Origin of the sequence: Streptomyces sp. NPDC014676, assembly GCF_043084105.1 — a bacterium.
Classification (GTDB): domain Bacteria; phylum Actinomycetota; class Actinomycetes; order Streptomycetales; family Streptomycetaceae; genus Streptomyces.
Genome location: NZ_JBIBZI010000008.1, coordinates 170861 through 197478 on the forward strand (window position 1 = coordinate 170861; position 26618 = coordinate 197478).

General features: G+C 71.2%; 22 protein-coding genes. 5 read left to right on the forward strand and 17 right to left on the reverse strand.

Annotation, left to right across the window (positions count from 1 at the left end):
- Nucleotides 1-185: 185 nt before the first annotated feature.
- From ACF1DX_RS23295 to uvrC, 10 genes are all read right to left on the reverse strand, one after another.
- On the reverse strand, nt 186-521 hold the full coding sequence (locus tag ACF1DX_RS23295; RefSeq protein WP_003957010.1) for an RNA polymerase-binding protein RbpA: 336 nt from the start codon (nt 519-521) through the stop codon (nt 186-188).
- Nucleotides 522-742: 221 nt separating this feature from the next.
- Nucleotides 743-973 carry a preprotein translocase subunit SecG gene (gene secG / locus ACF1DX_RS23300; protein WP_107017639.1) on the reverse strand — a complete coding sequence of 77 codons (231 nt, stop codon included), beginning with the start codon at nt 971-973 and terminating at the stop codon, nt 743-745.
- Nucleotides 974-1074: 101 nt separating this feature from the next.
- Nucleotides 1075-1851: a triose-phosphate isomerase gene (gene tpiA, locus ACF1DX_RS23305; protein ID WP_073937115.1), complete on the reverse strand. Its 777-nt coding sequence runs from the start codon at nt 1849-1851 to the stop codon at nt 1075-1077.
- Nucleotides 1852-1856: 5 nt separating this feature from the next.
- Entirely contained in the window at nt 1857-3068 is a 1212-nt protein-coding gene (locus ACF1DX_RS23310; RefSeq protein ID WP_391793056.1) for a phosphoglycerate kinase, read from the reverse strand.
- Between the two features lie 169 nt (nt 3069-3237).
- Complete coding sequence (gene gap / locus ACF1DX_RS23315) at nt 3238-4245, reverse strand: type I glyceraldehyde-3-phosphate dehydrogenase (protein WP_385198484.1); 1008 nt, start codon at nt 4243-4245, stop codon at nt 3238-3240.
- Nucleotides 4246-4472: 227 nt separating this feature from the next.
- On the reverse strand, nt 4473-7427 hold the full coding sequence (locus ACF1DX_RS23320; RefSeq protein ID WP_391793057.1) for a M14 family zinc carboxypeptidase: 2955 nt from the start codon (nt 7425-7427) through the stop codon (nt 4473-4475).
- A 146-nt stretch (nt 7428-7573) separates the two neighbouring features.
- Entirely contained in the window at nt 7574-8563 is a 990-nt protein-coding gene (whiA, locus tag ACF1DX_RS23325) for a DNA-binding protein WhiA (protein ID WP_030858707.1), read from the reverse strand.
- A complete protein-coding gene (yvcK, locus tag ACF1DX_RS23330) occupies nt 8554-9621 on the reverse strand; it encodes a uridine diphosphate-N-acetylglucosamine-binding protein YvcK (RefSeq protein WP_030858710.1) in 1068 nt (355 codons plus the stop codon). The genes whiA and yvcK overlap by 10 nt, the downstream gene beginning before the upstream one ends.
- On the reverse strand, nt 9618-10616 hold the full coding sequence (rapZ, locus tag ACF1DX_RS23335) for an RNase adapter RapZ (RefSeq protein ID WP_391793058.1): 999 nt from the start codon (nt 10614-10616) through the stop codon (nt 9618-9620). Before rapZ ends, yvcK begins: the two co-directional genes overlap by 4 nt.
- Nucleotides 10613-12700: an excinuclease ABC subunit UvrC gene (gene uvrC, locus ACF1DX_RS23340; protein WP_391793059.1), complete on the reverse strand. Its 2088-nt coding sequence runs from the start codon at nt 12698-12700 to the stop codon at nt 10613-10615. The genes rapZ and uvrC overlap by 4 nt, the downstream gene beginning before the upstream one ends.
- Nucleotides 12701-12869: 169 nt before the next feature.
- Here uvrC and ACF1DX_RS23345 point away from each other — a divergent pair, with 169 nt between their 5' ends.
- Both ACF1DX_RS23345 and ACF1DX_RS23350 read left to right on the forward strand, forming a co-directional pair.
- Nucleotides 12870-13037 (forward strand): hypothetical protein, encoded by a 168-nt coding sequence (locus tag ACF1DX_RS23345; RefSeq protein ID WP_391793060.1) that lies wholly within the window; start codon nt 12870-12872, stop codon nt 13035-13037.
- Nucleotides 13038-13241: 204 nt separating this feature from the next.
- Nucleotides 13242-14189, forward strand: a complete 948-nt coding sequence (locus ACF1DX_RS23350; RefSeq protein WP_391793061.1) for a hypothetical protein — start codon at nt 13242-13244, stop codon at nt 14187-14189.
- 6 nt (nt 14190-14195) lie between these two features.
- Here the strand turns inward: ACF1DX_RS23350 and ACF1DX_RS23355 are convergent, their stop codons facing one another.
- Nucleotides 14196-14618: a Rieske (2Fe-2S) protein gene (locus ACF1DX_RS23355; RefSeq protein ID WP_391793062.1), complete on the reverse strand. Its 423-nt coding sequence runs from the start codon at nt 14616-14618 to the stop codon at nt 14196-14198.
- A gap of 233 nt (nt 14619-14851) precedes the next feature.
- On the opposite strand from ACF1DX_RS23355, the gene ACF1DX_RS23360 reads away from it, so the two are divergent.
- Complete coding sequence (locus ACF1DX_RS23360) at nt 14852-15778, forward strand: carbohydrate kinase (RefSeq protein WP_391793063.1); 927 nt, start codon at nt 14852-14854, stop codon at nt 15776-15778.
- Between the two features lie 62 nt (nt 15779-15840).
- Here ACF1DX_RS23360 and uvrA read toward each other — a convergent pair whose 3' ends face one another.
- Nucleotides 15841-18867 (reverse strand): excinuclease ABC subunit UvrA, encoded by a 3027-nt coding sequence (gene uvrA, locus ACF1DX_RS23365; RefSeq protein WP_391793064.1) that lies wholly within the window; start codon nt 18865-18867, stop codon nt 15841-15843.
- 223 nt (nt 18868-19090) lie between these two features.
- Between uvrA and ACF1DX_RS23370 the strand changes: the two genes are divergently transcribed.
- Nucleotides 19091-19780: a maleylpyruvate isomerase family mycothiol-dependent enzyme gene (locus ACF1DX_RS23370; RefSeq protein ID WP_391793065.1), complete on the forward strand. Its 690-nt coding sequence runs from the start codon at nt 19091-19093 to the stop codon at nt 19778-19780.
- A gap of 39 nt (nt 19781-19819) precedes the next feature.
- On the forward strand, nt 19820-20476 hold the full coding sequence (locus ACF1DX_RS23375; RefSeq protein WP_391793066.1) for an MBL fold metallo-hydrolase: 657 nt from the start codon (nt 19820-19822) through the stop codon (nt 20474-20476).
- An 8-nt stretch (nt 20477-20484) separates the two neighbouring features.
- Here ACF1DX_RS23375 and aroQ read toward each other — a convergent pair whose 3' ends face one another.
- The 5 genes from aroQ to ACF1DX_RS23400 form a co-directional block, all read right to left on the reverse strand.
- On the reverse strand, nt 20485-20958 hold the full coding sequence (aroQ, locus tag ACF1DX_RS23380; protein WP_391793067.1) for a type II 3-dehydroquinate dehydratase: 474 nt from the start codon (nt 20956-20958) through the stop codon (nt 20485-20487).
- Between the two features lie 241 nt (nt 20959-21199).
- Nucleotides 21200-22303, reverse strand: coding sequence for a calcium:proton antiporter (locus tag ACF1DX_RS23385; RefSeq protein WP_391793068.1), 1104 nt, complete (start codon nt 22301-22303; stop codon nt 21200-21202).
- Between the two features lie 285 nt (nt 22304-22588).
- Entirely contained in the window at nt 22589-23590 is a 1002-nt protein-coding gene (locus tag ACF1DX_RS23390) for a TerC/Alx family metal homeostasis membrane protein (RefSeq protein WP_391793069.1), read from the reverse strand.
- Between the two features lie 287 nt (nt 23591-23877).
- Nucleotides 23878-25869: a TerD family protein gene (locus ACF1DX_RS23395; RefSeq protein ID WP_391793070.1), complete on the reverse strand. Its 1992-nt coding sequence runs from the start codon at nt 25867-25869 to the stop codon at nt 23878-23880.
- A gap of 52 nt (nt 25870-25921) precedes the next feature.
- Nucleotides 25922-26500: a TerD family protein gene (locus ACF1DX_RS23400; protein ID WP_085574769.1), complete on the reverse strand. Its 579-nt coding sequence runs from the start codon at nt 26498-26500 to the stop codon at nt 25922-25924.
- Nucleotides 26501-26618 lie beyond the last annotated feature (118 nt).

A 26618-nucleotide genomic window follows, 5' to 3' on the forward strand; every position in this document is an offset into this window, starting at 1 on the left:
GTGGCCCCGCTGCGTCCAACCTAATTGATCAGCGGTGAACAGAACGGAAGAGGAAGACGAAAGGAATCCGAAGCGGTTCGGCAGTGCTCCGAAGGGGCGCGGGACCGTACCGGCGTACGGCTACCGCCACGTGGGCGCGACCGGCCACGACGGCGCCGCGGACGCCGTACCGCCCCGCGGGGCGCTCAGATCTCGCCCCGCAGCTTCGCGAGGGCCTCCGCGAGGATCGCCTCGCCGTCCGCGTCGCTGCGCCGCTCCCGCACATAGGCGAGGTGCGTCTTGTAGGGCTCGGTGCGCGGCGGGTCCGGCGGGTTGTCGCGGTCCTGCCCGGCCGGGAATCCGCAGCGGGGGCAGTCCCAGGTATCGGGCACCTGCGCGTCGCTCGCGAAGCTCGGCTGTGTCTCGTGCCCGTTGGAGCACCAGAAGGAGATGCGCAGCCGGGGCGCGGACTCGCCGCGTTCGGCCTCGCCCATCGGGCCCGCCCCGACCCGGCTTCCCCGGATCGCGTTGCCACTTGCCACGGTCGTAACTCCCTGCGTGATGGTGCCGCGAAGCGAGTCGGCGTGCCGCTTCGCTGCGAGCGCCTCAGTCTACGTAAGGCCCAACGCACGTCCAGTGTGGGGAGTTACCGACCCCGTATCCAGACGCAGGCCCCATGATAGGCCGCGCTCTGCTGCGCGTACCGGACATGGGGCCTTACGTGCGGAATGCTTGAGGAATGGGGGCGTGACGCGCCCTCGGGTCAGTTGTTCACCTTCATCATGATGCCGAGCACGACGATGCACGCGAACCAGAGCAGACCGACCACGAGGGTGATCCGGTCCAGGTTGCGCTCGGCGACCGAGGAGCCGCCGACGGAGGACTGCATGCCACCACCGAACATGTCGGAGAGGCCGCCGCCCTTCCCCTTGTGCATCAGCACCAGCAGCATCAGCAGCAGGCTGAAGACGATCAGGGCGATGGAGAACCCCATAACCACGGCTGGACCAACTTCCTCGGATTCGGATGGACGACGCGGGGCCCAGCACAGTGCTGGACCCCGCAAGGGTACGACGGATCGCTGCTAGCGCATACTCACTGGTCGCGGAAACGAACGATCTTGACGAACTCGTCGGCGTCCAACGAGGCGCCGCCGACCAGGGCGCCGTCGATGTCGGCCTGCGCCATGATCTCGGCGACGTTGCCGGACTTGACCGAGCCGCCGTACTGGATGCGGACCTTGTCGGCCAGCTCCTGGCCGTACAGCTCGGCGAGCTTGCCCCGGATGGCCGCGCAGACCTCCTGGGCGTCCTCGGCGCCGCAGACCTTGCCGGTGCCGATGGCCCACACCGGCTCGTAGGCGATCACGACCGTCTCGGCCTGCTCGGCCGGGAGGTCCTTCAGACCGCCCTCGACCTGGGCGAGGGTGTGGGAGACGTGGTTGCCCGCCTCGCGGACCTCCAGCTCCTCGCCGACGCAGAGGATAGGGGTGATGCCGTGCTTGTAGGCGGCCTTCACCTTGGCGTTCACGATCTCGTCGGTCTCGGCGTGGTACTGGCGCCGCTCCGAGTGCCCGACGGCGACGTAGGTGCACTTCAGCTTGGCCAGCATCGGACCGGAGATCTCGCCGGTGTAGGCGCCGCCGTCGTGCGCCGAGATGTCCTGGGCGCCGTACGTGATCTTCAGCTTGTCGCCGTCGACCAGGGTCTGCACGGAGCGCAGGTCGGTGAAGGGCGGCAGGACGGCGACGTCGACGGCCTCGTAGTCCTTGTCGGCGAGGGCGAAGGCGAGCTTCTGGACGTGGGCGATGGCCTCGAGGTGGTTGAGGTTCATCTTCCAGTTGCCCGCCATCAGCGGCGTGCGGGTGGTCATCGGGGTCAGTCCTCCAGTGCGGCGAGGCCGGGGAGCGTCTTGCCCTCGAGGTATTCGAGGGAGGCGCCGCCGCCGGTCGAGATGTGGCCGAATGCCTGCTCGTCGAAGCCCAGGATGCGGACGGCCGCGGCGGAGTCGCCGCCGCCGACCACGGTGAAGCCCGGGGAGTCGATGAGGGCCTGGGCGACCGCCTTGGTGCCCTCGGCGTAATCGGGGTGCTCGAAGACGCCCATGGGGCCGTTCCAGAAGACGGTGGCGGCGTCGGCGAGCTTCGAGGCGTACAGCTTGCGGGTCTCCGGACCGATGTCCAGGCCCATGTGGCCGGCCGGGATGGCGTCCGCGGCGACGTTGGCGGGGTGGGACGGCGCCTTGGCCTTCATGTCGGGGAACTCCGCGGCGACCAGCGTGTCGACCGGCAGCACCAGTTCCACACCGTTCTTCTCGGCGCGCTCCAGGTACTCCAGGACGGCCGGGATCTGGTCCTCCTGCACCAGCGACGTGCCGATCTCGTGGCCCTGGGCCTTGAGGAAGGTGTACGCCATGCCGCCGCCGATGAGGATGCGGTCGGCCTTGCCGAGCAGCTCGTCGATGACGGCGAGCTTGTCGGAGACCTTGGCGCCGCCGAGAGCCACGACGTAGGGCCGCCGGACGTCGTCGGTGAGCTTCTTCAGGACGCCGACCTCGGTGGCGATGAGGTGGCCGGCGTAGTGCGGCAGCCGCGCCGGGAGGTCGAAGACCGAGGCGTGCTTACGGTGCACCGCGCCGAAGCCGTCGCCCACGTACAGGTCGACGAGGGCGGCGAGCTTGTCGGCGAAGACGCCGCGCTCTGCGTCGTCCTTGGAGGTCTCACCGGCGTTGAAGCGCAGGTTCTCGATGACCGCGACCTGTCCGTCGGCCAGTCCCGCGACGGTGGCGGTCGCGGACTCGCCGACGGTGTCGGTCGCGAACGCGACGTCGGTGCCGAGGAGTTCACCGAGGCGCGCGGCGGCCGGGGCGAGCGAGAAGGCGGGGTCCGGGGCACCCTTGGGGCGGCCCAGGTGGGAGGCGACGACCACGCGGGCGCCCGCCTCGGCGAGGGCCTTGACGGTGGGCAGTACGGCGCGGATGCGGCCGTCGTCGGTGATGGTGGTGCCGTCCAGCGGCACGTTGAGGTCGGCGCGGACGAAGACCCGCTTGCCCGCGACGCCTTCGGAGAGGAGTTCGTCGATCGTCTTCATAGGGGCTCCCTGGCTAGAGCTGGCTGGAGCGATGTGCTCAGCGACGTGTTCGCTCGTGATCGCTCGTGATCGAAAGAGGGCGACCGTTCCGATACGTGCGTCAGGGCTCGGACAGCGCGTTGCCGCACCGGCCGAGCCCTGCACTCATATCAGGCTGCCCGCTCCGCGATCAGAGCTGGTTGCCCACGAAGACCGTCAGGTCGACGAGGCGGTTGCTGTAGCCCCACTCGTTGTCGTACCAGCCGATGACCTTCACGCTCTTGCCGTCCTGGACCATGGTCAGGGACGAGTCGAAGGTGCAGGACGCCGGGGCGTTGACGATGTCGGAGGAGACGATCTCGTCCTCGGTGTACTCGAGGTAGCCCTTCAGCTCGCCCTCGGCGGCCTTCTGGAAGGCGGCGTTGACCTCTTCCTTGGTGACCTCGCGGGAGAGCTCGACGACCAGGTCGGTGACGGAGCCGGTCGGGACCGGGACGCGCATGGCCATGCCGTCCAGCTTGCCCTTGAGCTGCGGGAGCACCAGGGCGGTGGCCTTGGCGGCACCGGTGGTGGTCGGGATGATGTTCTCGGCGGCGGCACGGGCGCGGCGCAGGTCCTTGTGCGGGAAGTCCAGGATGCGCTGGTCGTTCGTGTACGCGTGCACCGTGGTCATCAGACCCTTGACGATGCCGAAGTTCTCGTCGAGCACCTTCGCCATCGGCGCCACACAGTTGGTGGTGCAGGAGGCGTTGGAGATGACGTGGTGGTTGGCCGCGTCGTACTGCTCGTGGTTGACGCCCATGACGAGGGTGATGTCCTCGTTCTTCGCCGGGGCGGAGATGATGACCTTCTTGGCGCCGCCGGTGATGTGCTTCTCGGCGTCTTCCTTCTTGGTGAAGATGCCGGTCGACTCGATGACGATGTCGACGCCCAGCTCGCCCCACGGGATGTCGGCGGGGTTGCGCTCGGAGAGCACCTTGATCGTCTTGCCGTCGACGGTGATCGTGTCGGCGGTGTGGGTGACCTCCTGCTTGAGGCGGCCCAGGATGGTGTCGTACTTCAGCAGATGGGCGGTGGTCGCGGTGTCACCCAGGTCGTTGACAGCCACGATCTCGATGTCCGCGCCCTGCTCCAGCAGCGCGCGGAAGTAGTTGCGACCGATGCGGCCAAAGCCGTTGATGCCTACGCGGATCGTCACGAACCGATCTCCTCGTTGGTACGCCGGCCCGATGTGCCGGCGAGCTGTATTTGGGATGTCCCCGACCACTGCCGACCCTACCTCTCCGGGGCCCCGGCCGTGACATCGAGTTGCCCCATACCCGGCAGGGCGGTCCGTACCCGTCAGTAGGGTGCGGACCGCCCCGTCCGACGCTCCGTCGTCACTCGATCTCGTCATGGATCGTCAGTGTGCGTTGACGTGAGGTGTCACCCGTCCAGGGCGGCCAGCGCCTTCCTCAGCAGCGCGGTCCGGTCGGCCGCGGAGGTGAGGTGCTCCAGGCCGAAGCCCAGCAGCACGGTGTCGCCGGTGGTGACCGCTCCGTAGGTCCGGAACAGCGCTCCGGTGCGCGTCCAGTCCTTCAGGACGGCCGGGCTGCCCGCGGGCGGTCCGGAGACCGTCCAGGCGCCGAGCGAGCTCTCGAAGCCCTCGGTGCCGGCCGCGGTGCCGCCGGTCACGAGCGCGGCCTCGTCCGCGAGGACGCCGTGGCCGCCGCTGCCCGGGTCGGTGACGTAGGCGAGGGAGACCTCGACCGTCTTCCCGGCGTAGGCACTCAGGTCGAACTCCACCTGCCGCCAGCCGCCGGAGGAGCCGGTGAGGCTGTTCCAGGAGCCGGTGGTGCCGGTCGCGGCGCAGCCGTCGTCGCCCAGCGTCAGGTAGTGCTCCAGCCAGGGGTGCTCGCCCACGTAGAACCCGGCCGCGCACTCGGCCGGCACGGTGGTGCGGGTCGCGCCGCCTGCCTCGGGCAGGGTGGTCCAGTCGTCGGCGCCGGCGGTGTGCGCCTCGACGATGACGTGGTCGTAGCCCGGCTCGGTGTCCCACAGGAGCTGGGTGCGCAGGGTGGGCCTGTCGGCCGCGGCGGTGCCGGTGAGGTCGACGGTGCGGGTGAGGCGCTTGTAGCCGTCGTCGGTGTGCACGGCGGCGGCCATGGAGGAGCCGGCGTAGGGCCCGTACGGGTTGACCGTGCCGGGGAACTCTCCGGCACCCGCGCTCGCGAACTGCGGGTAGGTGTCGGCGGGCAGTTCGTCGGAGGTGACGCCGTAGGTGCCGGCCTTGTCCAGCGGGTTGCCGGGCGCGTCGCCGAGCGGGCCGGTGAAGCCGCCCAGGCCGCCGGAGCCGGTGAACGCCGTGGCCCCCGGGGTGGAGGTGCGGGAGTAGGCGCCCAGGTAGTACTGGCCGAAGTCGTCGGACAGCGTGCCGCCGCCGAGGTCGACGCTGCCGCCGGCCTGCTCGCCCGCCTCGACCAGCCGACCGCCCTCGTTGAGGAAGGCCCGCAGCTGGAGCTGGGTGGCGATGCCCGGGGTGGCGGCGCCGGTGTGGTGGACGACCGTGTCGAAGTGGCTCAGCACGCCGAGCGCGTCCGGGGCGCCCTGCTCGGCGACGTCCCAGACCGCCGCGCGGCGGCCGTTGGCCTTCAGCGCGTCGACGTACTTCTGGGTCTGGGTGGCCTTCGCGCCCTCCTCGGAGACGACGAGGACGTCCGCGCGGGGCCGTTCGGCGACGGTGTAGGTGAAGTGCTCGCTGGAGACGTTCCGGCCCCCGCGGGCCTCGCCGGTGAACCACACCTCGACCTCGTCGCCCGGGTCCGCGTGCCTCACCTCGGCCCGGTACTCGTCGAAGTGGAGGTTGTCCTCACCGCCGTACCGCTCCCCGCCCTTCCATGGCCTGAGGTCCACGTCGTGCGTACGGCCGCCGTTGACGCGGTACTTGAGCTCCTTGTCGCGTACGGCCTTGCGGACGACGACGGAGACCTCCTGGTCGGCGCCGCGCGCGTACGACGTGCCGAAGGCCGCCGGGGTGAAGTCCGCGGCCTCCAGGCCGACCGAGGAGGACGGCCGGTCGGGGTGGGCGGCGGTCTCGGCGACGGAGAGCGCGAACGGGATGTTCTTGGCGAACTCCTGCTGGATCAGCCTCTCGTCGTCGGGGAAGTTGAAGCCCGACCGGCAGTCGCTCGCGTTCCACTCGTCGTCGGGGTCGGCTTCGGAGACGGTCTGGCAGGTCGACATCTCGGGGGTGAACATCGCCATGCCGTTGACGTTGGCCGCGTGGCCGTCGGCCTCACCGTTGGTGGTGTACAGCTCGGAGGAGAGCTGCGGGTGGTAGCCGGGGATCGCGGAGTTGTCGGGCGTGCCGGCGAGGGCCTCGTAGAGGACGTCGTCGGGGGTCGGCGTGGCCACCTGCCAGCCGACCCCGTAGAGGAGGAGTTCGGCCGCGGAGTGGTAGTTGATGCCGTAGGTGAAGCCGATGCGCTTCTCGAAGGCGTCGATGGCCTTGGTCTCGGGCTCGGAGCCCGGACCCGCGCCGCGGTAGGTCTGGCTGGTGGGGTTGGGGGACGAGCCCTCGTCGTCGTAGCCCCACTTGTAGGGGAAGTTGCGGTTGAGGTCGACGCCGTCGCCGGTGCCGATGACACCGTCGCCGTTGACGTCCCGCAGGTTCTTGCGCCAGAGGCGGTTGTCGTCGTCGGCGAAGGTGTAGTCGTAGCCGTCGGGGTTGGCGGAGAGGACGAACCACAGTTCCGTGGTGTCCACGATCTTCTTGATCCGCTTGTCCGTGCGGTACGAGTCCAGGTAGTGGTGCATCAGCCGCCGGGTCATCTCCGGCGTGATCCACTCGCGCGCGTGCTGGTTGGACATGTAGAGGACCGAGGGCTTGGAGCCGTCCTCGGTCTTCCTGGCCTTCTTGGTGAGCTTCAGGGCGAGGATGTCCTGGCCCCTGACCGTCTTGCCGATGGAGACGACCTTGGTGAGGTCGGGGTTCTCCCGCGCGGTGCGCAGGATCTCCTCCCGCAGACCGCCCGCTCCGCTGTAGGGGCGGAACACGCCCTCGGCGGCGTCCTCGACGCGGGTCTCCGCGCGGGCGGAGAGCACGTGCTCGGTGAGGTCGACGCCCTGTTCCTCCAGCTTTTCGGCCTGCCCCTCGGTGAGGTAGACCTCCACGGTGGCCGTGCCCTTGTCGGGCACCCGCTCACCGAGTTCGTGACCGTCCTGCCCCGCCGCGAGCAGCAGGGACACCTGCCGCTTGGTGACGTCGGCGCGGAAGACCTTGACCTCGTCGGTGCCGGAGGCCGCGGGGTTTCCGGGCTGTGCCTGGGCGATGGGCGCCAAGCTCGCTCCGCCGATCAGGAGCGTGCCGACAGCGAGGATCGATCTCGCTCTGTGTCTCATGAGCCCCCCTCGAAGTGGTCCGCCACAGTGGCGAACAGATGCCAGGCTCATGACACAACATGATCGAGTCAAGGGCGCCGCCACGACACGCGAAAACCGGCGCCGGTCACCCGAGTGGGCGCCGACGCCGGTCCTCTGACGGCGGATCAGACCATGAGTTTGTCGTCCAGCTCCTCGCCGAGGTTGGCCTCCGTGCCCGGGATGCCGAGGTCGGCGGCGCGCTTGTCGGCCATCGCCAGCAGCCGGCGGATACGGCCGGCCACGGCGTCCTTGGTGAGCGGCGGGTCGGCGAGCGCGCCCAGTTCCTCCAGGGAGGCCTGCTTGTGCTCCATGCGCAGCCGGCCGGCCGCGGCGAGGTGCTCGGGGACGTCGTCGGCGAGGATCTCCAGGGCGCGCTGGACGCGGGCGCCGGCGGCGACGGCCGCGCGGGCGGAGCGGCGGAGGTTGGCGTCGTCGAAGTTGGCCAGCCGGTTCGCCGTGGCGCGCACCTCGCGGCGCATCCGGCGCTCCTCCCAGGCCAGCACCGACTCGTGCGCGCCGAGCCGGGTGAGCAGCGCGCCGATCGCGTCGCCGTCGCGGACCACGACCCGGTCCACGCCGCGCACCTCGCGCGCCTTGGCGGCGATCGACAGCCTGCGGGCGGCACCGACCAGCGCGAGCGCGGCCTCGGGGCCGGGGCAGGTCACCTCCAGGGAGGAGGAGCGGCCGGGCTCGGTGAGGGAGCCGTGGGCCAGGAAGGCGCCGCGCCAGGCCGCCTCGGCGTCACAGGTGGCGCCGGAGACCACCTGGGGGGGCAGGCCGCGGATCGGCCGGCCGCGGCCGTCCACCAGGCCGGTCTGGCGGGCGAGCTGGTCGCCGCCGGCCACCACCCGGACGACGTAACGCGAGCCGCGGCGCAGTCCGCCCGGGGCCATCACGATCAGTTCGGAACTGTGGCCGAAGATCTCCAGGATGTCCCGCTTGAGGCGGCGGGCCGCCATCGCGGTGTCCAGCTCCGCCTCGATCACGATGCGCCCGCTCACCAGGTGGAGGCCGCCGGCGAACCGCAGAACGGCGGAGACCTCCGCCTTCCTGCAGCAGGTCCGGGTGACGGGGAGCCGGGAGATCTCGTCCTTCACCGCTGCCGTCATCGCCATGGGCCGATCCTTCCATGCATCCGAAAAATACGGTCGTACGCGGCGGCCAACAGCTCCGGGTCGTGCCGGGGGCTTCCGTCGGGCCTGGCCACCGGGGCCAGCTCGACCGCGGCGCCGAACCGCTCGGCGGCATCGGTCAGGGAGTCGCGGTCGGGCACGGCGGCCTCGTCGGCCAGCACCACGTCCAGGGCGAGTTTAGGGGCGTGTCGTCCCAAAACCTCCAAATGACGCTGCGGGGAGAAGCCCTCGGTTTCTCCTGGCTGCGGCGCGAGGTTAAGGGAGAGTACCCGGCGCGCCTTGGTCTCGATGAGGGCGTCCAGCAGTTCCGGCACGAGCAGGTGCGGGATGACCGAGGAGAACCAGGAGCCGGGGCCGAGCACCACCCAGTCGGCGTCGAGGACCGCCGCGACCGCCTCGGGGACGGCGGGCGGGTCGTTCGGCACGAGGTGCACGGACTGCACCTCGCCCGGGGTGAGGGCGACGGTGGCCTGGCCGCGGACGGTGCCGATCTCGTCGGGCCGCTCGGGGTCGTGGCCCTTGACCAGGGCCTGGAGCTCCAGCGGCACGGCGGACATGGGCAGCACCCGCCCGTGCGCGCCGAGCAGCCGGCCCACCAGGTCGAGGGCCTGGACGTGGTCGCCGAGCTGCTCCCACAGGGCGACGATCAGCAGATTGCCGACCGCGTGCTCGTGCAGGTCGCCCTGGGACTGGAAGCGGTGCTGGATGACGCGGGCCCAGGTCTGGCCCCAGTCGTCGTCGCCGCACAGCGCGGCCAGGGCCTTGCGCAGGTCGCCGGGCGGCAGCACGCCCAGTTCGTCGCGCAGGCGCCCGCTGGAGCCGCCGTCGTCGGCCACGGTGACGACGGCGGTGAGGTCGCCGGTGATCCGGCGCAGCGCGGCGAGCGAGGCGGACAGACCCATGCCGCCGCCGAGGGCGACGACCTTGGGCTGGGTGCCCCGGCGGCGCGGTCTCGCGCCACGGGTCTCGGCCGGCCGGCTCGCGCGCCCCTCAGGGACCGCTCGGCGCAGCCGGCTCAGCCGCGGAGTACGTGGTGTCATTCCCGTCCCATGTCCCGGTGGACCACCACCGTCTCCACGCCCTCGGCGACGAGCCGGGCGGCGAGCTTCTCCGACATGGCGACCGAGCGGTGCTTGCCACCGGTGCAGCCGACCGCGATGGTCACATAGCGCTTGCCCTCACGACGGTAGCCCGCGGCGACCAGCCGCAGCATCTCCGCGTACCGGTCGAGGAACTCCTTGGCTCCGGGCTGGTTGAAGACGTACGACGCCACCTCCTCGTTGAGGCCGGTGTACGGGCGCAGCTCGGGGACCCAGTGCGGGTTGGGCAGGAACCGCATGTCCACGACCAGGTCGGCGTCGACCGGGAGGCCGTACTTGAAGCCGAAGGACATGACGGTGGCCCGCAGCTCGGGCTCCTCCTCGCCGGCGAACTGGGCGTCCATCTTGGCGCGCAGCTCGTGCACGTTGAGGCTGGAGGTGTCGATCACCAGGTCGGCGTCGCCGCGCAGCTCGCGCAGCAGCTCCCGTTCGGCCGCGATGCCGTCGACGATACGGCCGTCGCCCTGCAGGGGGTGCGGGCGGCGCACCGACTCGAAGCGGCGCACCAGGGCGTCGTCGGAGGACTCCAGGAATACGGTCCGCCGGGTGACGCCCCGCCCGTCGAGGTCGGCGAGGGACTCGCGGAGGTTGTCGAAGAAGCGCCGGCCGCGGACGTCGACGACGACCGCGATCCGTGCCACGTTGCCCTGGGAGCGCGCGCCGAGCTCCACCATGGTGGGGATCAGCGCGGGCGGCAGGTTGTCCACGACGAACCAGCCGAGGTCCTCCAGACACTTCGCGGCCGTCGAGCGGCCGGCCCCGGACATGCCGGAGATGATCACCAGCTCGGGGATGGCCACCTCGGGCACCCCGGCCTTTTCCTTGCCCGTACTCACCTGTGCTCCGTCGTCCTGGCGGGCGGTCCGGTCGGTGCCGCCCCCGCCCGCCTCCTGCGGTGTCCGGTCCCGCGCGGGTCCCGTCTCGTGCTCGGTCATCGCTCCTGCCCCCGTCGTTCGTCCGGGGCGCCCGTGGTGACGGGCTCCCCGGAAGAACCCGTCGCCTGCCCGGGTTCTTCCGTGTCATCCATGATCTCGCCCGTCGCCGTGTTCACGGCGGGGGCGGCGGGTGCCGCCTGGGCGAGGGCCGCGAGAATCGTCTCGGCCGTCTTGCGGCCTATGCCCGGAACCTCGCAGATCTGGTCGATTGTCGCCGACCGCAGCCTCTTCACCGAACCGAAGTGCTTGATCAGCGCCTGCTTGCGGGTCTCGCCGAGGCCGGCCACGTCGTCCAGCGGGCCGGCGCGGAAGCGCTTGGCCCGCTTGGTGCGCTGGTAGGTGATCGCGAACCGGTGGGCCTCGTCGCGGACCCGCTGGAGCAGGTAGAGGCCCTCGCTGGTGCGCGGCAGCACCACCGGGTCGGTCTCGCCCGGCAGCCAGACCTCCTCCAGCCGCTTGGCGAGGCCGCACACGGCGATGTCGTCGATGCCCAGCTCGTCCAGCGCCCGCTGGGCCGCCGCGACCTGCGGCGCGCCGCCGTCGACGACGACGAGCTGCGGCGGGTAGGCGAAGCGTCTGGGGCGGCCGTCGTCCTCCGTGAGGGTGTTCCCGGGCGGCTCGGCGAGGCCGCCGGAGGGCCCTTCGGCGCCGGGGTCCTCGCCGTCGGTCCACTCCCCCGTGCGCTCCTTCTCCGCGAGGTAGCGCCGGAAGCGGCGGGTGATCACCTCGTGCATGGAGCGGACGTCGTCCTGACCGGCGAAGCCCTTGACCTGGAAGCGGCGGTACTCGCTCTTGCGGGCCAGTCCGTCCTCGAAGACGACCATGGAGGCCACCACGTCGTCGCCCTGGAGGTGCGAGATGTCGTAGCACTCGATCCTGAGCGGGGCGCTGTCCAGCTCCAGGGCGTCGGTGATCTCCTCCAGTGCGCGCGAGCGCGTGGTCAGGTCGGAGGCGCGCTTGGTCTTGTGCAGCACGAGCGCCTGCTGGGCGTTGCGCTCCACGGTCTCCATCAGGGCCCTCTTGTCGCCGCGCTGCGGGATGCGCAGGGACACGCCGGAGCCGCGCCGCTCCGTCAGCCACTGCTGGACCGGCTCCACCGGGTCGGGCAGGGCGGGGACCAGGACCTCCCGGGGGACCGCGTCACCGGTCTCCTCGCCGTAGAGCTGCTGCAGCGCGTGCTCGACGAGGGCGCCGGTGGTGATCTCCTCGACCTTGTCGGTGACCCAGCCGCGCTGGCCGCGCACGCGCCCGCCGCGCACGTGGAAGATCTGGACGGCCGCCTCCAGCTCGTCCTCGGCGACCGCGATCAGGTCGGCGTCGGTCGCGTCGGCGAGCACGACCGCGCTCTTCTCCATGGCCTTCTTCAACGCCCCGATGTCGTCGCGCAGGCGCGCGGCCCGCTCGTACTCCATCTCCTCGGCCGCCTCCGCCATCCGCCGCTCCAGACGGCGCAGGTAGGCGCCCGTGCGGCCGGCCATGAAGTCGGAGAACTCCTCGGCCAGCGCGCGGTGGTCCTCGGCGGAGATGCGGTCCACGCACGGCGCCGAGCACTTGTCGATGTAGCCGAGCAGACAGGGGCGGCCGGTGCGGGCGGCGTTCTTGAAGACCCCGGCCGAGCAGGTGCGTACCGGGAAGACGCGCAGCAGCAGGTCCACGGTGTCGCGGATCGCCCACGCGTGCGTGTACGGACCGAAGTACCGTACGCCCTTCTTCTTGTGACCGCGCATCACCTGGACGCGCGGGAACTCCTCGTTCATCGTCACCGCGAGGTACGGGTAGCTCTTGTCGTCGCGGTACTTGACGTTGAACCGGGGGTCGTACTCCTTGATCCAGGAGTACTCCAGCTGGAGCGCCTCGACCTCCGTGGACACCACCGTCCACTCCACGGACGCGGCCGTGGTGACCATGGAGCGGGTGCGCGGGTGCAGCCCGGCCAGGTCCTGGAAGTAGTTCGCCAGGCGCTGGCGCAGGCTCTTCGCCTTTCCGACGTAGATCACCCGGCGGTGCTCGTCGCGGAACCGGTAGACCCCCGGCGAGTCGGGGATCTCACCCGGTTTGGGGCGGTAGCTGGAGGGGTCGGCCATGTCTCACACCCTACTGGCGGGGACCGACACCGCGGCGGGCCTGTGGACGGCGGGGCCCGGCCGGGTCCGGATGGGTTACGGCGTGCGGGAAGCGGGAAGGTGGGGGTTCCGTCCCTCGGATGATCGGCGGACGGCCACGAGGGCGGTCACGAGTCGGAGGGCTGGTCGGATGCGACAGACGCGGATCGAGAAACCACGACGGCCGGCCCGGACCCGCCGGTACGCGGACGAGGCGTCCGGCCTCGCCGACTCCCTCGACCCCCGCGATCCCGACATCGTGCGCGCGAAGCGCCTGCGGGCGCGGCCGGCGGGCGGAGACGGGGCCGGCGCGTCGTAGGGAGGGCGCGTGCCGCCGTCGTGGGCCGCTGTCGGGCGTCAGGTGTTGTCGGGACTTGGTCAACACGCTTCAATGCGGGGGAACTCCGGGCCCTGAACGGCGGCGTACGGATGTGAAGACTCCGCCGCGCCGGCGGGGGACGGTTCCGGGGTGCCCGCGCGACGGCCCGACCAGCCGTCGCGGACTTCACAGAAAGGCCCCTGCATGCCGCACGCCACACCGCACGCGGACCCCGTCACCGCGGAACTGGACTCGGCCCTGCGAGGCGGCCCCTTCCACGTCGCCCTGCGCGCGGCGATCGCCGCGCGGGGGCTGCCGTTGCAGCGGGTGCAGCACCATCTGTCGCGCCACGGCGTGAAGGTCGGCGTCACCAGTCTGAGCTACTGGCAGCAGGGCGCCCGCCGCCCGCAGCGCCCGGAGTCGCTGCGCGCCGTACGGGCGCTGGAGGAGATCCTGCAACTGCCGGAGGAGTCACTGATCCGGCTCCTCGCCGAGCCGGACGAGCACACGGCGGACCGCCACTCCCCCCGGCGGTCCTACCGCTCCCTGGTCGAGGCCTCGGGCGTACGGGAACGGCTGCTGGCCGAATCCGGCGCCCCGCGCGACGGCGGGCTGCACACCCTGGGGCACCACGAACGGATACGGATCGGGGCGCGCCGCGAACTGGCGGAGCGCGAGTCGCACCACATCGTGCGCGCCCACCGGGACGGCGTCGACCGCTATGTGGCCGTCCACCACGGCGATCCCGGGGCCGTGCCGGAGCGGATGACCGTGCGGGCGCTGGAGAACTGCCGTACCGGACACGTGCTCCGGCACCACGACACCGGGGTGCTCGCGGCCGAGCTGCTCTTCGACACCCGGCTGCGGGCCGGTGACACCTTCCTCTTCCGCTACGCCGTCGAGGACGGCACGGCGGGCGTCTCGCGCGAGTACGTGCGCGGGGCGGAACCCCCGGGCGGCCAGTACGCGCTCCAGGTGAGCTTCGGCTCCGGGACGCTCCCGGTGCGCTGCCACCGGTTCACCCAGCACTCGGCGGCGGCACCGCGCGGCGGCCACCAGGAGCTGGTGCTCAGCGGGCGGCACCGCTCGGTGCACCTGGTGGAACCGCGCGTGCGGTCGGGTCACGTGGGGATCGCCTGGGACTGGGAGTGACCCCGGTCAGGTCTGCGGCCTGACGACCAGCGTGCCGTTCCTCACCTCGACGGCCAGCGTCTTCAGGGGTGCCACGGCCGGCTCGCGCAGCACCTTGCCGGTGGTGGCGTCGAACTCGCTGCCGTGACAGGGGCAGATCAGCTTCGTGCCCTCGAGTTTGTTGATGGGGCATCCCGCGTGGGTGCAGACGGTGTCGTACGCCTTGAGGGTGCCGTCCCCGCTCCGGCTGACCACGACGTTGTGGTCCCGGTACAGCTTCGCGCCGTCCTCGGTGACCTCGCTCTCGGGGCCCAGCTCGACGGGGCCGGTCAGCGGGGCGGCGCCCTCCTCGGTGCCTCCGCACGCGGTGAGGCCCAGTCCGGCCACGGGGGTCAGGGCCGCGCCGCGCAGGACGGTGCGGCGGGTCGCGGCGGGGCGGCGGGCGGGCATGAGGGCTCCACGAGTGGGACGACGGTGCGCGGGTGGACATCGGGGACGATACCGGGAGTGATCGTTCCGACTGTGGGCGGGGGCTGTCGCGAGGCGGCCCGGCAGGCGTTTACGCACGTCCGGCGAATGGGATACGGTCCCCACCCGAGAGGCGGCACGTGGTGCGCGGCTGTACGGAGCCGGCAGGTCGTGAAGCCCGGTCCTTCGGAGACCTTCGGAGAAGGGAACCCCTCGTGATCGTCGTGACCGGTGAGGCACTGATCGATCTGGTACCGCGCGGCGCGGGCGCGCTCGCGCCGCTGACGCCGGCGCTCGGCGGCGGCCCGTTCAACACGGCGGTGGCGCTGGGCCGCCTCGGCTCCCCCACCGCGTTCTGCTCCCGGGTGTCGCGCGACGCCTTCGGTACGGCGCTGCTGGACCGGCTGCGGGAGACCGGTGTGGACGTGTCGTCGGTGCAGCGCGGCGACGAGCCGACGACGCTGGCCGTCGCCACGGTCGGCACGGACGGCTCGGCGGCGTACACCTTCTATGTGGAGGGGACCGCGGACCGCCTGTTCACGGCCCCCGGCGCCTTGCCGGCCGGCACCCGCGCGGTGTCCTTCGGGACCTGCTCCCTCGTGCTGGAACCGGGTGCGAGCGCGTACGAGGAGCTGATGCGCGCCGCCCGCGCGCAGGGCGTCTTCACGGCGCTGGACCCCAACATCCGGGCGGGTCTCATCCCCGACGCCGACGCCTACCGGGCCCGGTTCCAGAGCTGGCTGCCGTCGGTGTCGCTGCTGAAGCTGTCCGCGGAGGACGCCGAGTGGCTCGGCGGGTCCCCGAAGGAGTGGCTGGCGGCCGGTCCGGCGGCGGTCGTGGTCACCCGGGGCGGGGACGGGCTGACCGTGTTCACCCGCGACGGCGGCGAGTACGCCATGCCGGGTGAGCGGGTCGAGGTGGTGGACACGATCGGCGCCGGTGACACGGTGAACGCGGCGCTGCTGCACGGCCTGGCGGTGCGGGACGCGCTCAGTGACGCGGGGGTGGCCGCGCTGGGCGGCGAGGGCTGGACGGACCTGCTCGGCTTCGCGGCGCGTGCGGCGGCGGTCACCTGCTCACGCGCGGGCGCGGAGCCGCCGTACGCCCATGAACTGGAGCCGCTGGAGCCGAAGGCCGTCTGACGCGCGTACGCGCCGTGCCGCACGGGGTTCCGTGCGGCACGGCGCGTACGGGTGCGGGCCGGTCAGGCCTTGGGCGCCCGCGTCGTCCTCTTCGCGGCGGCCTTGGTGGCCGTCTTCTTGGCGGGCGTCTTCGCGGGGGCCGTACCGTCGATCGTCCTGGTGGCCGTCCTCCTGGTGCCGGCCTTGGCCGCGACCGTCTTCTTCGCCGCCTTGCGCGGGGCCGGGGCCTGCGCGGCGTCGCTGATCCGCTCCGCCCCCAGAACGTCGCGCAGGAACTTGCCCGTGTGGCTGGCCGGGACGCCGGCGACCTGCTCCGGGGTGCCCTCCGCGACCACCAGGCCGCCGCCGGAACCGCCCTCGGGCCCCATGTCGATGACCCAGTCGGCGGTCTTGATCACGTCGAGGTTGTGCTCGATGACGATGACCGTGTTGCCCTTCTCGACCAGGCCGGACAGGACCGTCAGCAGCTTGCTGATGTCCTCGAAGTGCAGACCGGTGGTCGGCTCGTCCAGGACGTAGACCGTGCGGCCGGTGGAGCGCTTCTGCAGCTCGCTGGCGAGCTTCACGCGCTGCGCCTCACCGCCGGACAGGGTGGTCGCGGACTGGCCGAGGCGGACGTAGCCGAGACCGACGTCGTTGAGCGTCCGCAGGTGGCGGGAGATGGCCGGGACCGCCTCGAAGAAGTGCATGGCCTCTTCGATCGGCATGTTCAGGACGTCGGCGATGGACTTGCCCTTGTAGTGGACCTCCAGGGTCTCCCGGTTGTAGCGGGCGCCGTGGCAGACCTCGCACGGGACGTACACGTCCGGGAGGAAGTTCATCTCGATCTTGATCGTGCCGTCGCCCGCGCAGTTCTCGCAGCGGCCGCCCTTGACGTTGAAGGAGAAGCGGCCCGGCATGTAGCCGCGGACCTTCGCCTCGGTGGTCTCGGCGAACAGCTTGCGGACATGGTCGAAAACGCCGGTGTACGTCGCCGGGTTGGAGCGCGGGGTGCGGCCGATGGGCGACTGGTCGACGTGGACGACCTTGTCGACGAGGTCGTCGCCGTCCACGCGCGTGTGCCGGCCGGGAACGCTGCGCGCGCCGTTCAGCTCGCGGGCGAGGTGGGTGTACAGGATGTCGTTGACCAGCGTGGACTTGCCGGAGCCGGACACACCGGTGACCGCGGTGAAAACGCCCAGCGGGAAGGACACGTCGATGTCCCGCAGGTTGTTCTCGCGGGCGCCGTGCACCGTGAGCCGGCGCGAGGGGTCGTGCGGGCGGCGGAGGCCGGGCAGCGGGATGGCCTTCTTGCCGGACAGGTACTGGCCGGTTTGCGACTCGGCGTTGGCGAGCAGCTCCTTGAGGGAGCCGCTGTGCACGACCTTGCCGCCGTGCTCGCCGGCGCCGGGGCCGATGTCGACGATCCAGTCGGCGACCTTGATGGTGTCCTCGTCGTGCTCCACGACGATGAGCGTGTTGCCCATGTCGCGCAGCCGGACCAGGGTCTCGATCAGCCGGTGGTTGTCGCGCTGGTGCAGGCCGATGGAGGGCTCGTCGAGGACGTAGAGCACGCCGACGAGTCCGGAGCCGATCTGGGTGGCCAGGCGGATGCGCTGGGCCTCGCCGCCGGAGAGGGTGCCCGCCGCGCGGTTGAGCGAGAGGTAGTCCAGGCCGACGTCGACCAGGAACCGCAGCCGCTCGTTGACCTCCTTGAGGACGCGCTCGGCGATCTTCTTGTCGCGGGAGGTGAGCTTCAGTTCGCCCAGGAAGTCCGCGCAGTCGCTGATGGACATCCCGGAGACCTCGGCGATGGACTTGCCCATGACCGTGACGGCGAGGACGACCGGCTTGAGCCGGGTGCCCTCGCAGGCGGGGCAGGGCACCTCGCGCATGTAGCCCTCGAAGCGCTCACGGCTGGCGTCGCTCTCGGCCTCGCTGTGCCGGCGCTTGACGAAGGGGACGGCACCCTCGAAGGCCGTGGTGTACCGGCGCTCGCGGCCGTAGCGGTTGCGGTAGCGGACCTCGACCTGGGTCTTGTGGCCGTGCAGCAGGGCCTTCTTGGCGCGCTGCGGCAGGCCGGCGAACGGGATGTCGGTGCGGAAGCCCAGAGCGTCCGCGAGGGCGCCGATCAGGCGGCCGAAGTAGTCCTTGGTGTGGCCGTGCGACCACGGGTGGATGGCGCCCTCGTCGAGGCTCTTGTCCGGGTCGGGGACGATCAGCTCGGGGTCGACCTCCATGCGCGTGCCGATGCCGGTGCACTCGGGGCAGGCGCCGAAGGGCGAGTTGAAGGAGAAGGAGCGGGGCTCCAGCTCCTCGAAGGACAGGTCGTCGTACGCGCAGTACAGGTGCTCGGAGTACATGCGCTCGCGCTCGGGGTCGTCCTCGGGGAGGTCGACGAAGTCGAGCACGACCATGCCGCCGGACAGCCCGAGGGCGGTCTCGACGGAGTCGGTGAGGCGGCGCTTGGCGCTGTCCTTGACGGTGAGGCGGTCGACGACCACCTCGATGGTGTGCTTCTCCTGCTTCTTCAGCGTGGGCGGGGTGGAGAGCTGGATCGTCTCGCCGTCCACCCGGGCGCGGGAGTAGCCCTTGGTCTGGAGGTCGGCGAACAGGTCGACGAACTCGCCCTTGCGCTCGCGCACCAGTGGGGAGAGCACCTGGAAGCGGCTGCCCTCGGGCAGCTCCAGGACCTTGTCGACGATGGCCTGCGGCGACTGGCGTGCGATCGGGCGGCCGCACTCGGGGCAGTGCGGCTTGCCGATGCGCGCGAAGAGCAGGCGCAGGTAGTCGTAGACCTCGGTGATGGTGCCGACCGTGGAGCGCGGGTTGCGGGAGGTCGACTTCTGGTCGATGGAGACCGCCGGGGACAGACCCTCGATGAAGTCGACGTCCGGCTTGTCCATCTGGCCGAGGAACTGCCGGGCGTACGAGGAGAGGGACTCCACGTAGCGCCGCTGTCCCTCGGCGAAGATCGTGTCGAAGGCCAGCGAGGACTTGCCCGACCCCGACAGGCCCGTGAAGACGATGAGCGAGTCGCGCGGGAGATCGAGCGAGACATTCTTGAGGTTGTGCTCGCGCGCTCCACGGACGATGAGACGGTCGGCCACGCCGGTCCGCACCTTTCTTGAGAGAAGTGACAGGGGCGGGGCCCCCGTCTTTCTCAGACTAGGGGGAGCCACTGACAACGCCGGTTCGGATTCACGGGTTGTCAACAAACCCCGGCTCTCCAGCATGCCCGACGCCGAACACGACCATATAGCACGTACATTCGATTCAGGGCGCGGCTTCACCACCTTCACCCGATGGTGTGACGGGGCTAGGGTCGGCACCATGATTGATCACGCTGATGACCTGGCGTCTGTACAAGCAGCGACCGATCGGCTGCTCACCGCGGTCGCCGCACTGGACAACGCGGCTGTGACCCAGTCGTCACGGCTGCCCGGCTGGACCCGCGGTCATGTGCTGGCCCACCTGGCCCGCAACGCGGACGCCCTGGTGAACGTCCTCGAGGGCCGCCCCATGTACGTCTCCGGCGAGGCCCGGGACGCCGACATCGAGCGGGACGCGCCGCGCACCCTCGACGTACACCTCGCCGACCTGCGGGAGAGCGGGGAGCGCTTCCGCGCGGCGGGCGCGGCCCCGGCGGACCGGTCGCGCACGGTGGAGCTGCGCAACGGGGTCACGGACCGGGCGGAACGGGTGCCGTTCCGGCGGTGGATCGAGGTGGAGCTGCACCACGTGGACCTCGGGATCGGCTACGAGCTGGAGGACCTTCCGGCGGATTTCACGGAGCGGGAGATCGACTTCCTCGCGGCGCGGTTCGCCGGCCACCGGGACGTGCCGCCGACCACCCTGGCCACCGTGGACGGCCGGACCTGGACGACCGGCGGCGGGGCGGACGGCGGCCCGGTCGCGGTCGAGGGGACGGCCGCCGACCTGCTCGGCTGGCTGGCCGGCCGCCGGGACGGCGCCGCCCTGACGGTCAAGGGCGGCGACCTCCCGTCACTTCCCCCGCTGTAGCACCTGTCCCGCGCGGGTTCCCGCTATAGGCTGGCGGTCATGACGTACAGCGGTCGGGTGACGGTCGGCGGCCCAGCCGACGTGCACGAACTCAAGGACCTGATGATCACCAAGGTCGCGGTCGGCCCCATGGACAACAACGCCTATCTGCTGCGTTGCCGGGCCACCGACGAGCAGTTGCTGATCGACGCGGCCAACGACGCGAGGGCCCTGCTGGGGACGATCGGTGACGACGGCATCGCGTCCGTCGTCACCACCCACCGGCACGGCGACCACTGGCAGGCGCTCGCCGAGGTCGTCGCCGCCACCGGCGCCCGCACCCACGCGGGCCGGGAGGACGCCGAGGGCATCCCCGTGCCGACCGACGTGCCGGTCGACGACGGCGACACCATCCGCGTGGGCCGGGTGGAACTCACCGCCCGCCGTCTGGTCGGCCACACACCCGGCTCGATCGCCCTGGTCTACGACGATCCCCACGGGCATCCGCATGTGTTCACCGGGGACTGCCTGTTTCCGGGCGGTGTGGGCAACACCCACAAGGACCCGAAGGCGTTCGCCAGTCTGATCCATGATGTCGAGACCAAGATCTTCGATGTCCTCCCGGACGAGACCTGGGTCTATCCCGGGCACGGCGACGACACCACCCTGGGCGCGGAGCGCCCGCACCTGCCGGAGTGGCGCGCGCGGGGCTGGTGAGACGCGGCTTACGCCTCCGCCACTCCGGGGCCGGCCAGCGCGGCGATCCGCTCCACCGCGAACACGTACCCCTGCACCCCGCATCCCGCGATGACCCCGTCGGCGCGCAGGGAGACGTAGGAGTGGTGCCGGAAGGACTCGCGCCGGTGGATGTTGGAGATGTGGACCTCCATCACGGGCAGACCGTCGCAGGCGTTGAGGGCGTCCAGGACGGCGACGGAGGTGTGGGAGTAGGCACCGGGGTTGATGACGATCCCGCAGTGGTTCGACCGTGCCTCGTGGATCCAGTCCACCAACTGGCCCTCGTGGTTGGACTGGCGCAGATCCACCGTGCCGCCCCGTGCGGCCGCCGCCTCGGCGCACATCGCCTCCACGTCGGCCAGCGTGTCGGAGCCGTAGATCTCCGGCTGGCGCTGTCCCAGCAGGTTCAGGTTGGGGCCGTTGAGGATCATGATGGGGGCGTTGGCCAGATTGCGGGGCACGGTTCCTCCGGTCCGTCGGGGTGGGGCGGTCCTCGCCGGAACCGCTGCTCGGACCCGGTTTATCACGCTGCGCCGCACGGCCGTTGAGCCCGGCCCCGGCCCGCACCGGGCGACCGCGTGGCCGCGTCCGGGGCGCTTTTCGGCACTGCTCGTGGGCCGCCCGGAGAACCAGGTCTCCGGGCGGCCCACGGGCTCCGGGGAGCACGGTCACGGCCTACGCCGCCGGGCGACGCGCTTCCCGTCAGGGGTTGAGCGCCAGTTCCAGATAGGCCGCGAGCAGCACCAGGTGCACGCCGCCCTGGAGCGGTGTGGCCCGCCCGGGGACCACGGTCAGCGCGCCCACCACCATGGTCAGGGCGAGCAGCACCATATGGGTGTTGCCGAGGCCGAGGACGAGCGGGCCGGGGAGCCAGAGGGAGGCCAGCGCGACGGCGGGGATGGTCAGGCCGATGCTGGCCATCGCCGAGCCGAGAGCGAGGTTCATGCTGGTCTGCACCTGGTTGCGGCGCGAGGCGCGCACCGCGGCGATGGTCTCCGGGAGCAGCACCAGCAGGGCGATGATCACACCGACGACGGAGGGGGGCAGCCCGGCCGCCTCCACTCCGGACTCGATCGTGGGCGAGACCCCTTTGGCCAGCCCGACCACTCCGATCAGGGCCAGGCCCAGCAGCCCGAGACTGATCAGGGCGGTGCGCGTGGAGGGCGCCTCGGCGTGCTCCTCCTCGGAGGCCGCCGTTTCGCTCTGCTTGACGATCGGCAGGAAGTAGTCACGGTGTCTGACGGTCTGGGTCGCCACGAACAAGGCGTAGAGGATCAGTGAGGAGACCGCCGCGAACGTGAGCTGGACCGTGGAGAACTCCGGTCCCGGCTTGCTCGTGGTGAACGTCGGCAGCACGAGGCTGAGGGTCGCCAGCGTCGCGACCGTGGCGAGGGCCGCGCCGGTGCCTTCCGAGTTGAACACGGCCGTGCCGTGGCGCAGTGAGCCCACCAGGAGACTCAGACCGAGGATGCCGTTGACGGTGATCATCACAGCCGCGAACACGGTGTCCCTGGCGAGGGTCGCGCTCTTGTCCCCGCCGTCGAGCATCAGTGTGACGATCAGCGCCACCTCGATGACGGTGACGGCGACCGCGAGGACCAGGGAGCCGAAGGGCTCACCGACCCGGTGCGCGACCACCTCGGCGTGGTGCACGGCCGCCAGCACGGATCCCGCGAGAACCGCGGTCACCAGTGCGACGACCCAGCCGGGCAGTTCGCGTCCCCAGGTCAGGGCCAGCAGAACCACGGCGAGCACCGGAACCAGGGTCGTCCACTGTGCCGCGAGTGACCTGAGCCGAGCGGTCATGGGGCGATCGTCGCAGACGTGAACGGGCGGCGCACCTCATCGCGGCCCTCCGACCACCGGTCGACCGTGGGGGGCGCGGGGGGTGTCACCGCCGCACGGTGTACCGCTCCGCTCCGTGTTCCTGATCGTCTCGGGGTCATCATGGTCACGCATGGCCTCCTCGTACGAGTCGTGTTCGGTCGGCACCGACGGGCGGCGCGGAGTGGGAGCGAACAGGACCGGGAGCGGTGGTCGGCGATGTGCCGGCCTCCGCTCCCGGTACCGGCGTCCCGGTGTCCGACAGGGTCAGACGTCGATGTTGTTCTTCACGGGATCCTCGCCCCGGCCCGCCGCCGCTTCGGCCTCCGCCTGCTTGCGGGAGGCCCGCAGGCTGGTGATCGTGGTGACGACCAGGACCGCGCAGATGACGCCCAGCGAGACCGGGATGCTGATCTCGGGAACGTGCACCCCGGACTCGTGCAGTGCGTGCAGGACCAGCTTCACGCCGATGAAGCCGAGGATGATCGACAGGCCGTAGGACAGGTGGACCAGCTTCTTCAGCAGGCCGCCGATGAGGAAGTACAGCTGCCTCAGGCCCATCAGCGCGAACGCGTTCGCCGTGAACACGATGTACGGGTCCTGGGTCAGGCCGAAGATCGCGGGGATGGAGTCGAGCGCGAACAGGACGTCCGTGGTGCCGATGGCGAGCATGACGACGAGCATCGGGGTCATGACCCGCTTGCCGTTCTGCTCGATCCACAGCTTGGTGCCGTGGTACCGGTCGGCCACGCCGAAGCGGCGCTCGACGGCCTTGAGCAGCTTGTTCTCCTCGTACTCCTCGTCCTCCTCGTCGGCCCGGGCCTCCTGGATGAGCTTCCAGGCCGTCCAGATCAGGAAGGCGCCGAAGATGTAGAACACCCACGAGAAGCTGGCGAGGATCGCGGCGCCGGCGGCGATGAAGATCGCGCGCAGCACCAGGGCTATGAGGACGCCGACGAGGAGCACCCGCTGCTGGTACTGCGACGGCACCGCGAACTTCGCCATGATCAGGACGAAGACGAAGAGGTTGTCGACGCTCAGCGACTTCTCGGTGATGAAGCCGGCGAAGAACTCGCCTCCGGCCTGTCCTCCGCCCCAGATCAGCAGGCCGAGTCCGAAGAGCGCGGCCAGGACGATCCAGACGACGGTCCAGATTCCGGCTTCCTTGATGGATACGTCATGCGGTTTGCGGCCGATGAAGAAGTCGACCGCGATGAGGACACTGAGGCCCACGATCGTCAGGACCCACAGGGTCGGGGAAACATCCACTACGCCTCCGGCAGATACGTCACAGGGCAAATGTCAGCGTCGTCGCTGCCGGAGGTCTCTTCCACCCGGGCCTCCGGCGCTTGAGTGCGTCCGGACGGTCCATCGGGCCGACGCCCCGGGATCTGGCCTGATCCGTATTGACGGGGTCGCCGCACAGACAGGGAGTACTCCCCTCCGTGCGGTCAAGAGTACCCAACTACCAAGGATTGGTAAAGGGGTAGGTAAAGAGAGAGGCAAAACCCCAGGTGATGGGGCTTTGCGTGCGCTTGGTCAAAGGTGCGGGGGCGTCACCTGTCCCATGAGCGGCGGGCTGCCGCGACCTGGGTGAGCACCTGGTGGAGGACCTGGCTGCCCGGCGGCACGAGCGGCGGCTCGTACGTCCAGGCGTGTCCGACCCACGGGTCGGCCAGGTGGTCATCGGGCACGGGGGTCAGTCGCAGCAGCGAACGCCACAGCGGGTCGAGGAGCGGACCGTAGCCCGCGGACTCCTCGCGGTCGGCGACCATCATCAGATGGACCCCGACGGCCGGGCCCTCGTCGGCGAGGTAGCGCAACTGGTTCACGGCCCGGTCGTCGAAGCCGTGCGGGAAGTCGTTGACGATCAGCAGCTGCTGGGAGGTGTCGAAGCCGGGCGGCAGCGCGTCCGGGGCACCTCCGCGCAGCGCCATCTGCACCAGGTCGACCCGCTGCGTGAGCCGGCCCAGCACGTCCGTCACCCCCGCGGCACCCTGGGCGGGCGGGGCCGCCAGCACACCGGTCCGCGTCAGCGGTGTCAGCGGCTGCGCCCCGGATCCGGCCGGGTCGATGACGTGCACGGTGAACTCGCCCGCCGGGTAGACGGCGAGCAGCCGGGCCGCGTGCGCCACCGCCGTCTCCATGGCGAGGCGCCGCATGTCGTGGGAGTCGGTGAACGACCCGTCGACCGAGTCGGCCCGTCCGCTGTCGATCCACAGACCGCGCTCCAGTGGCAGCCGGAGCAGCATCGGGATGCGGATCCGGTCGGCCTCGGGCAGCCGCAGGTCGCCCAGGCGCAGTGCCATGGGTATCTCCATCGGCACCCGGTAGGCGTGCCAGGCGGGGTTGTCCCAGCGGGCGAAGGCGGGGGGCAGCGCGGGTTCGACGACGTCGGCCTCGGCGATGAGCTGGACGAGGTCCCGGTCGAGGGCCTCTCGCGCCTGGTCGACGAGGTGGGTGTACCGGGCCCGGGCGGCCTCGCGCGCGGCGTCGCCCTGACCGCCGATCCGGCTGCGCGGGTCGGACAGGGCCTGCTCCAGCTCCTTGTCCATGCGGGACTCGGCGAAGTCGACGGCGCTGCGGTAGGCGGCGGTGGTGCGGGCCAGGTCCTCGAACATGCCCCAGACCTGGTTGTAGAGCCGCTCCTCCATGGACCAGCCGGTCGCGTCCCCCGCGACGGGCTGCGCGGGCTGTCCGGGCTGCGCCGGCGGCGCGGTGGGCGGGGGCGGCGGCGGGGCGGAGTTCCGCCGGCCGGGGTGGCTGTAGTCGATCGGGCCGCCGGTGGCGGCGGACGGGTCCGCGGCACCGGCTCCGCCGTACGCCGGCTGCGGTCCTGTCTGTCCCGGCCCTCCGTACGACGGCGGTACGGGGCCGGAGGCGCCCTGCGGTGCGGTGCCGCCCTGGTCGGGGCCGAGGGCGGGGGCGGCCGGCTGGCGGGAGCGGTCACCGTCGGCCGGACGGGGCGGGGGCGCCTGCACGGAGCGGGCGAGACCCCGCGCGACCGCCTCGTTGATGGTGCCCGCGAGCGGTACGGCCTCGGGCAGGCCCTGGTCGGTGAGGAGGCCGGCCAGGCCGCCCGCGTAGCCCTGGCCGACGGCGCGCACCTTCCAGGCGCCCTGCCGCCGGTAGAGCTCCAGCGCGACGACGGCCGACTCGGTCTCCAGGCCGGTGATGGTGTAGCTGGCGATCTCGTCGCCGTCCAGGCCGGTGACGGCGACGAAGGGGGCCGCCACGGCGCCGAACCGGGCCGGTCCCGGGCCGCCGCCCGGGGCGGGCAGGGCGAGCAGCACGCTGACACGGTGCACCGCGTCCGTCATGGCGTCCAGGTCCACCGCGAGACGGTGGTCGGCGGCCGCCTGACGCGACACCTCCAGGCCGGGCTGAGTGGGCGCGCCCGGGTGGGCCACCCACTCCACTCCGTGGATCCGGCCGTTCTCGTCGCCGAGCGCGGCCGCGGCCACGACCGGCGTGCCGGCCGAGATCCTGATCTCCAGACGGGACTGGGAGAGCGGGTGGTTCTGTCCCCGCACCAGCTCGGCCGTCATCGCCTTCGTCCCCCTGTGTCGCGGTGGTGGCTGCTCGTATCGCCCGTGGTGCCTAGAGGACCGGCAGGATCGCCGGCATCAGGTCCTGGAAGGTGCGGCCGTTGGCCGGGTTGCCGAGGGCCGTCATCGTCCAGCCCGTGCCCGTGCGGTGCACCTTCGCCATGAGCTGGGCCGTGTAGGCGCCGCCGCCGGCCAGCGTGTAGCGGGCGAGCTCCTGGCCGTTGGTCTCGTCGACGAGGCGGCAGAACGCGTTCTGCACCTCCTGGAAGGTCTGGCCCGTGAAGGAGTTCACGGTGAAGACGATCTGGTCGATGTGGACCGGGACGCGCGAGAGGTCGACGAGGATGGCCTCGTCGTCGCCGCCCTGGCCGACACCGCCGACGAGGTTGTCACCCGTGTGGCGCACGGAGCCGTCGTCGCTCACCAGGTGGCGGAAGAAGACGACGTCGACCGGCTGCTTGTCCGCGAACAGGACGGCCGAGGCGTCCAGGTCGATCTCCCGGGTGCGCGAGCCGAACAGGCCGCGACGGGGAGCCGCCTGCCAGCCGAGACCCATGCGCACCGCAGTCAGGCTGCCACCGTCGTTCTTCTGCAGACTGATGGCCTGACCCTTGGTCATGTTGACGGTCACGCGCTGATTCCCCTCTCGAACTTCCCCTGTTACCGCGCGATCGCGGTTGACCAGAACCCTACGCAGGGGCACTGACAGCGACGTACCCAGGACCGCACTTTGTGTCGTTCTTGCAACA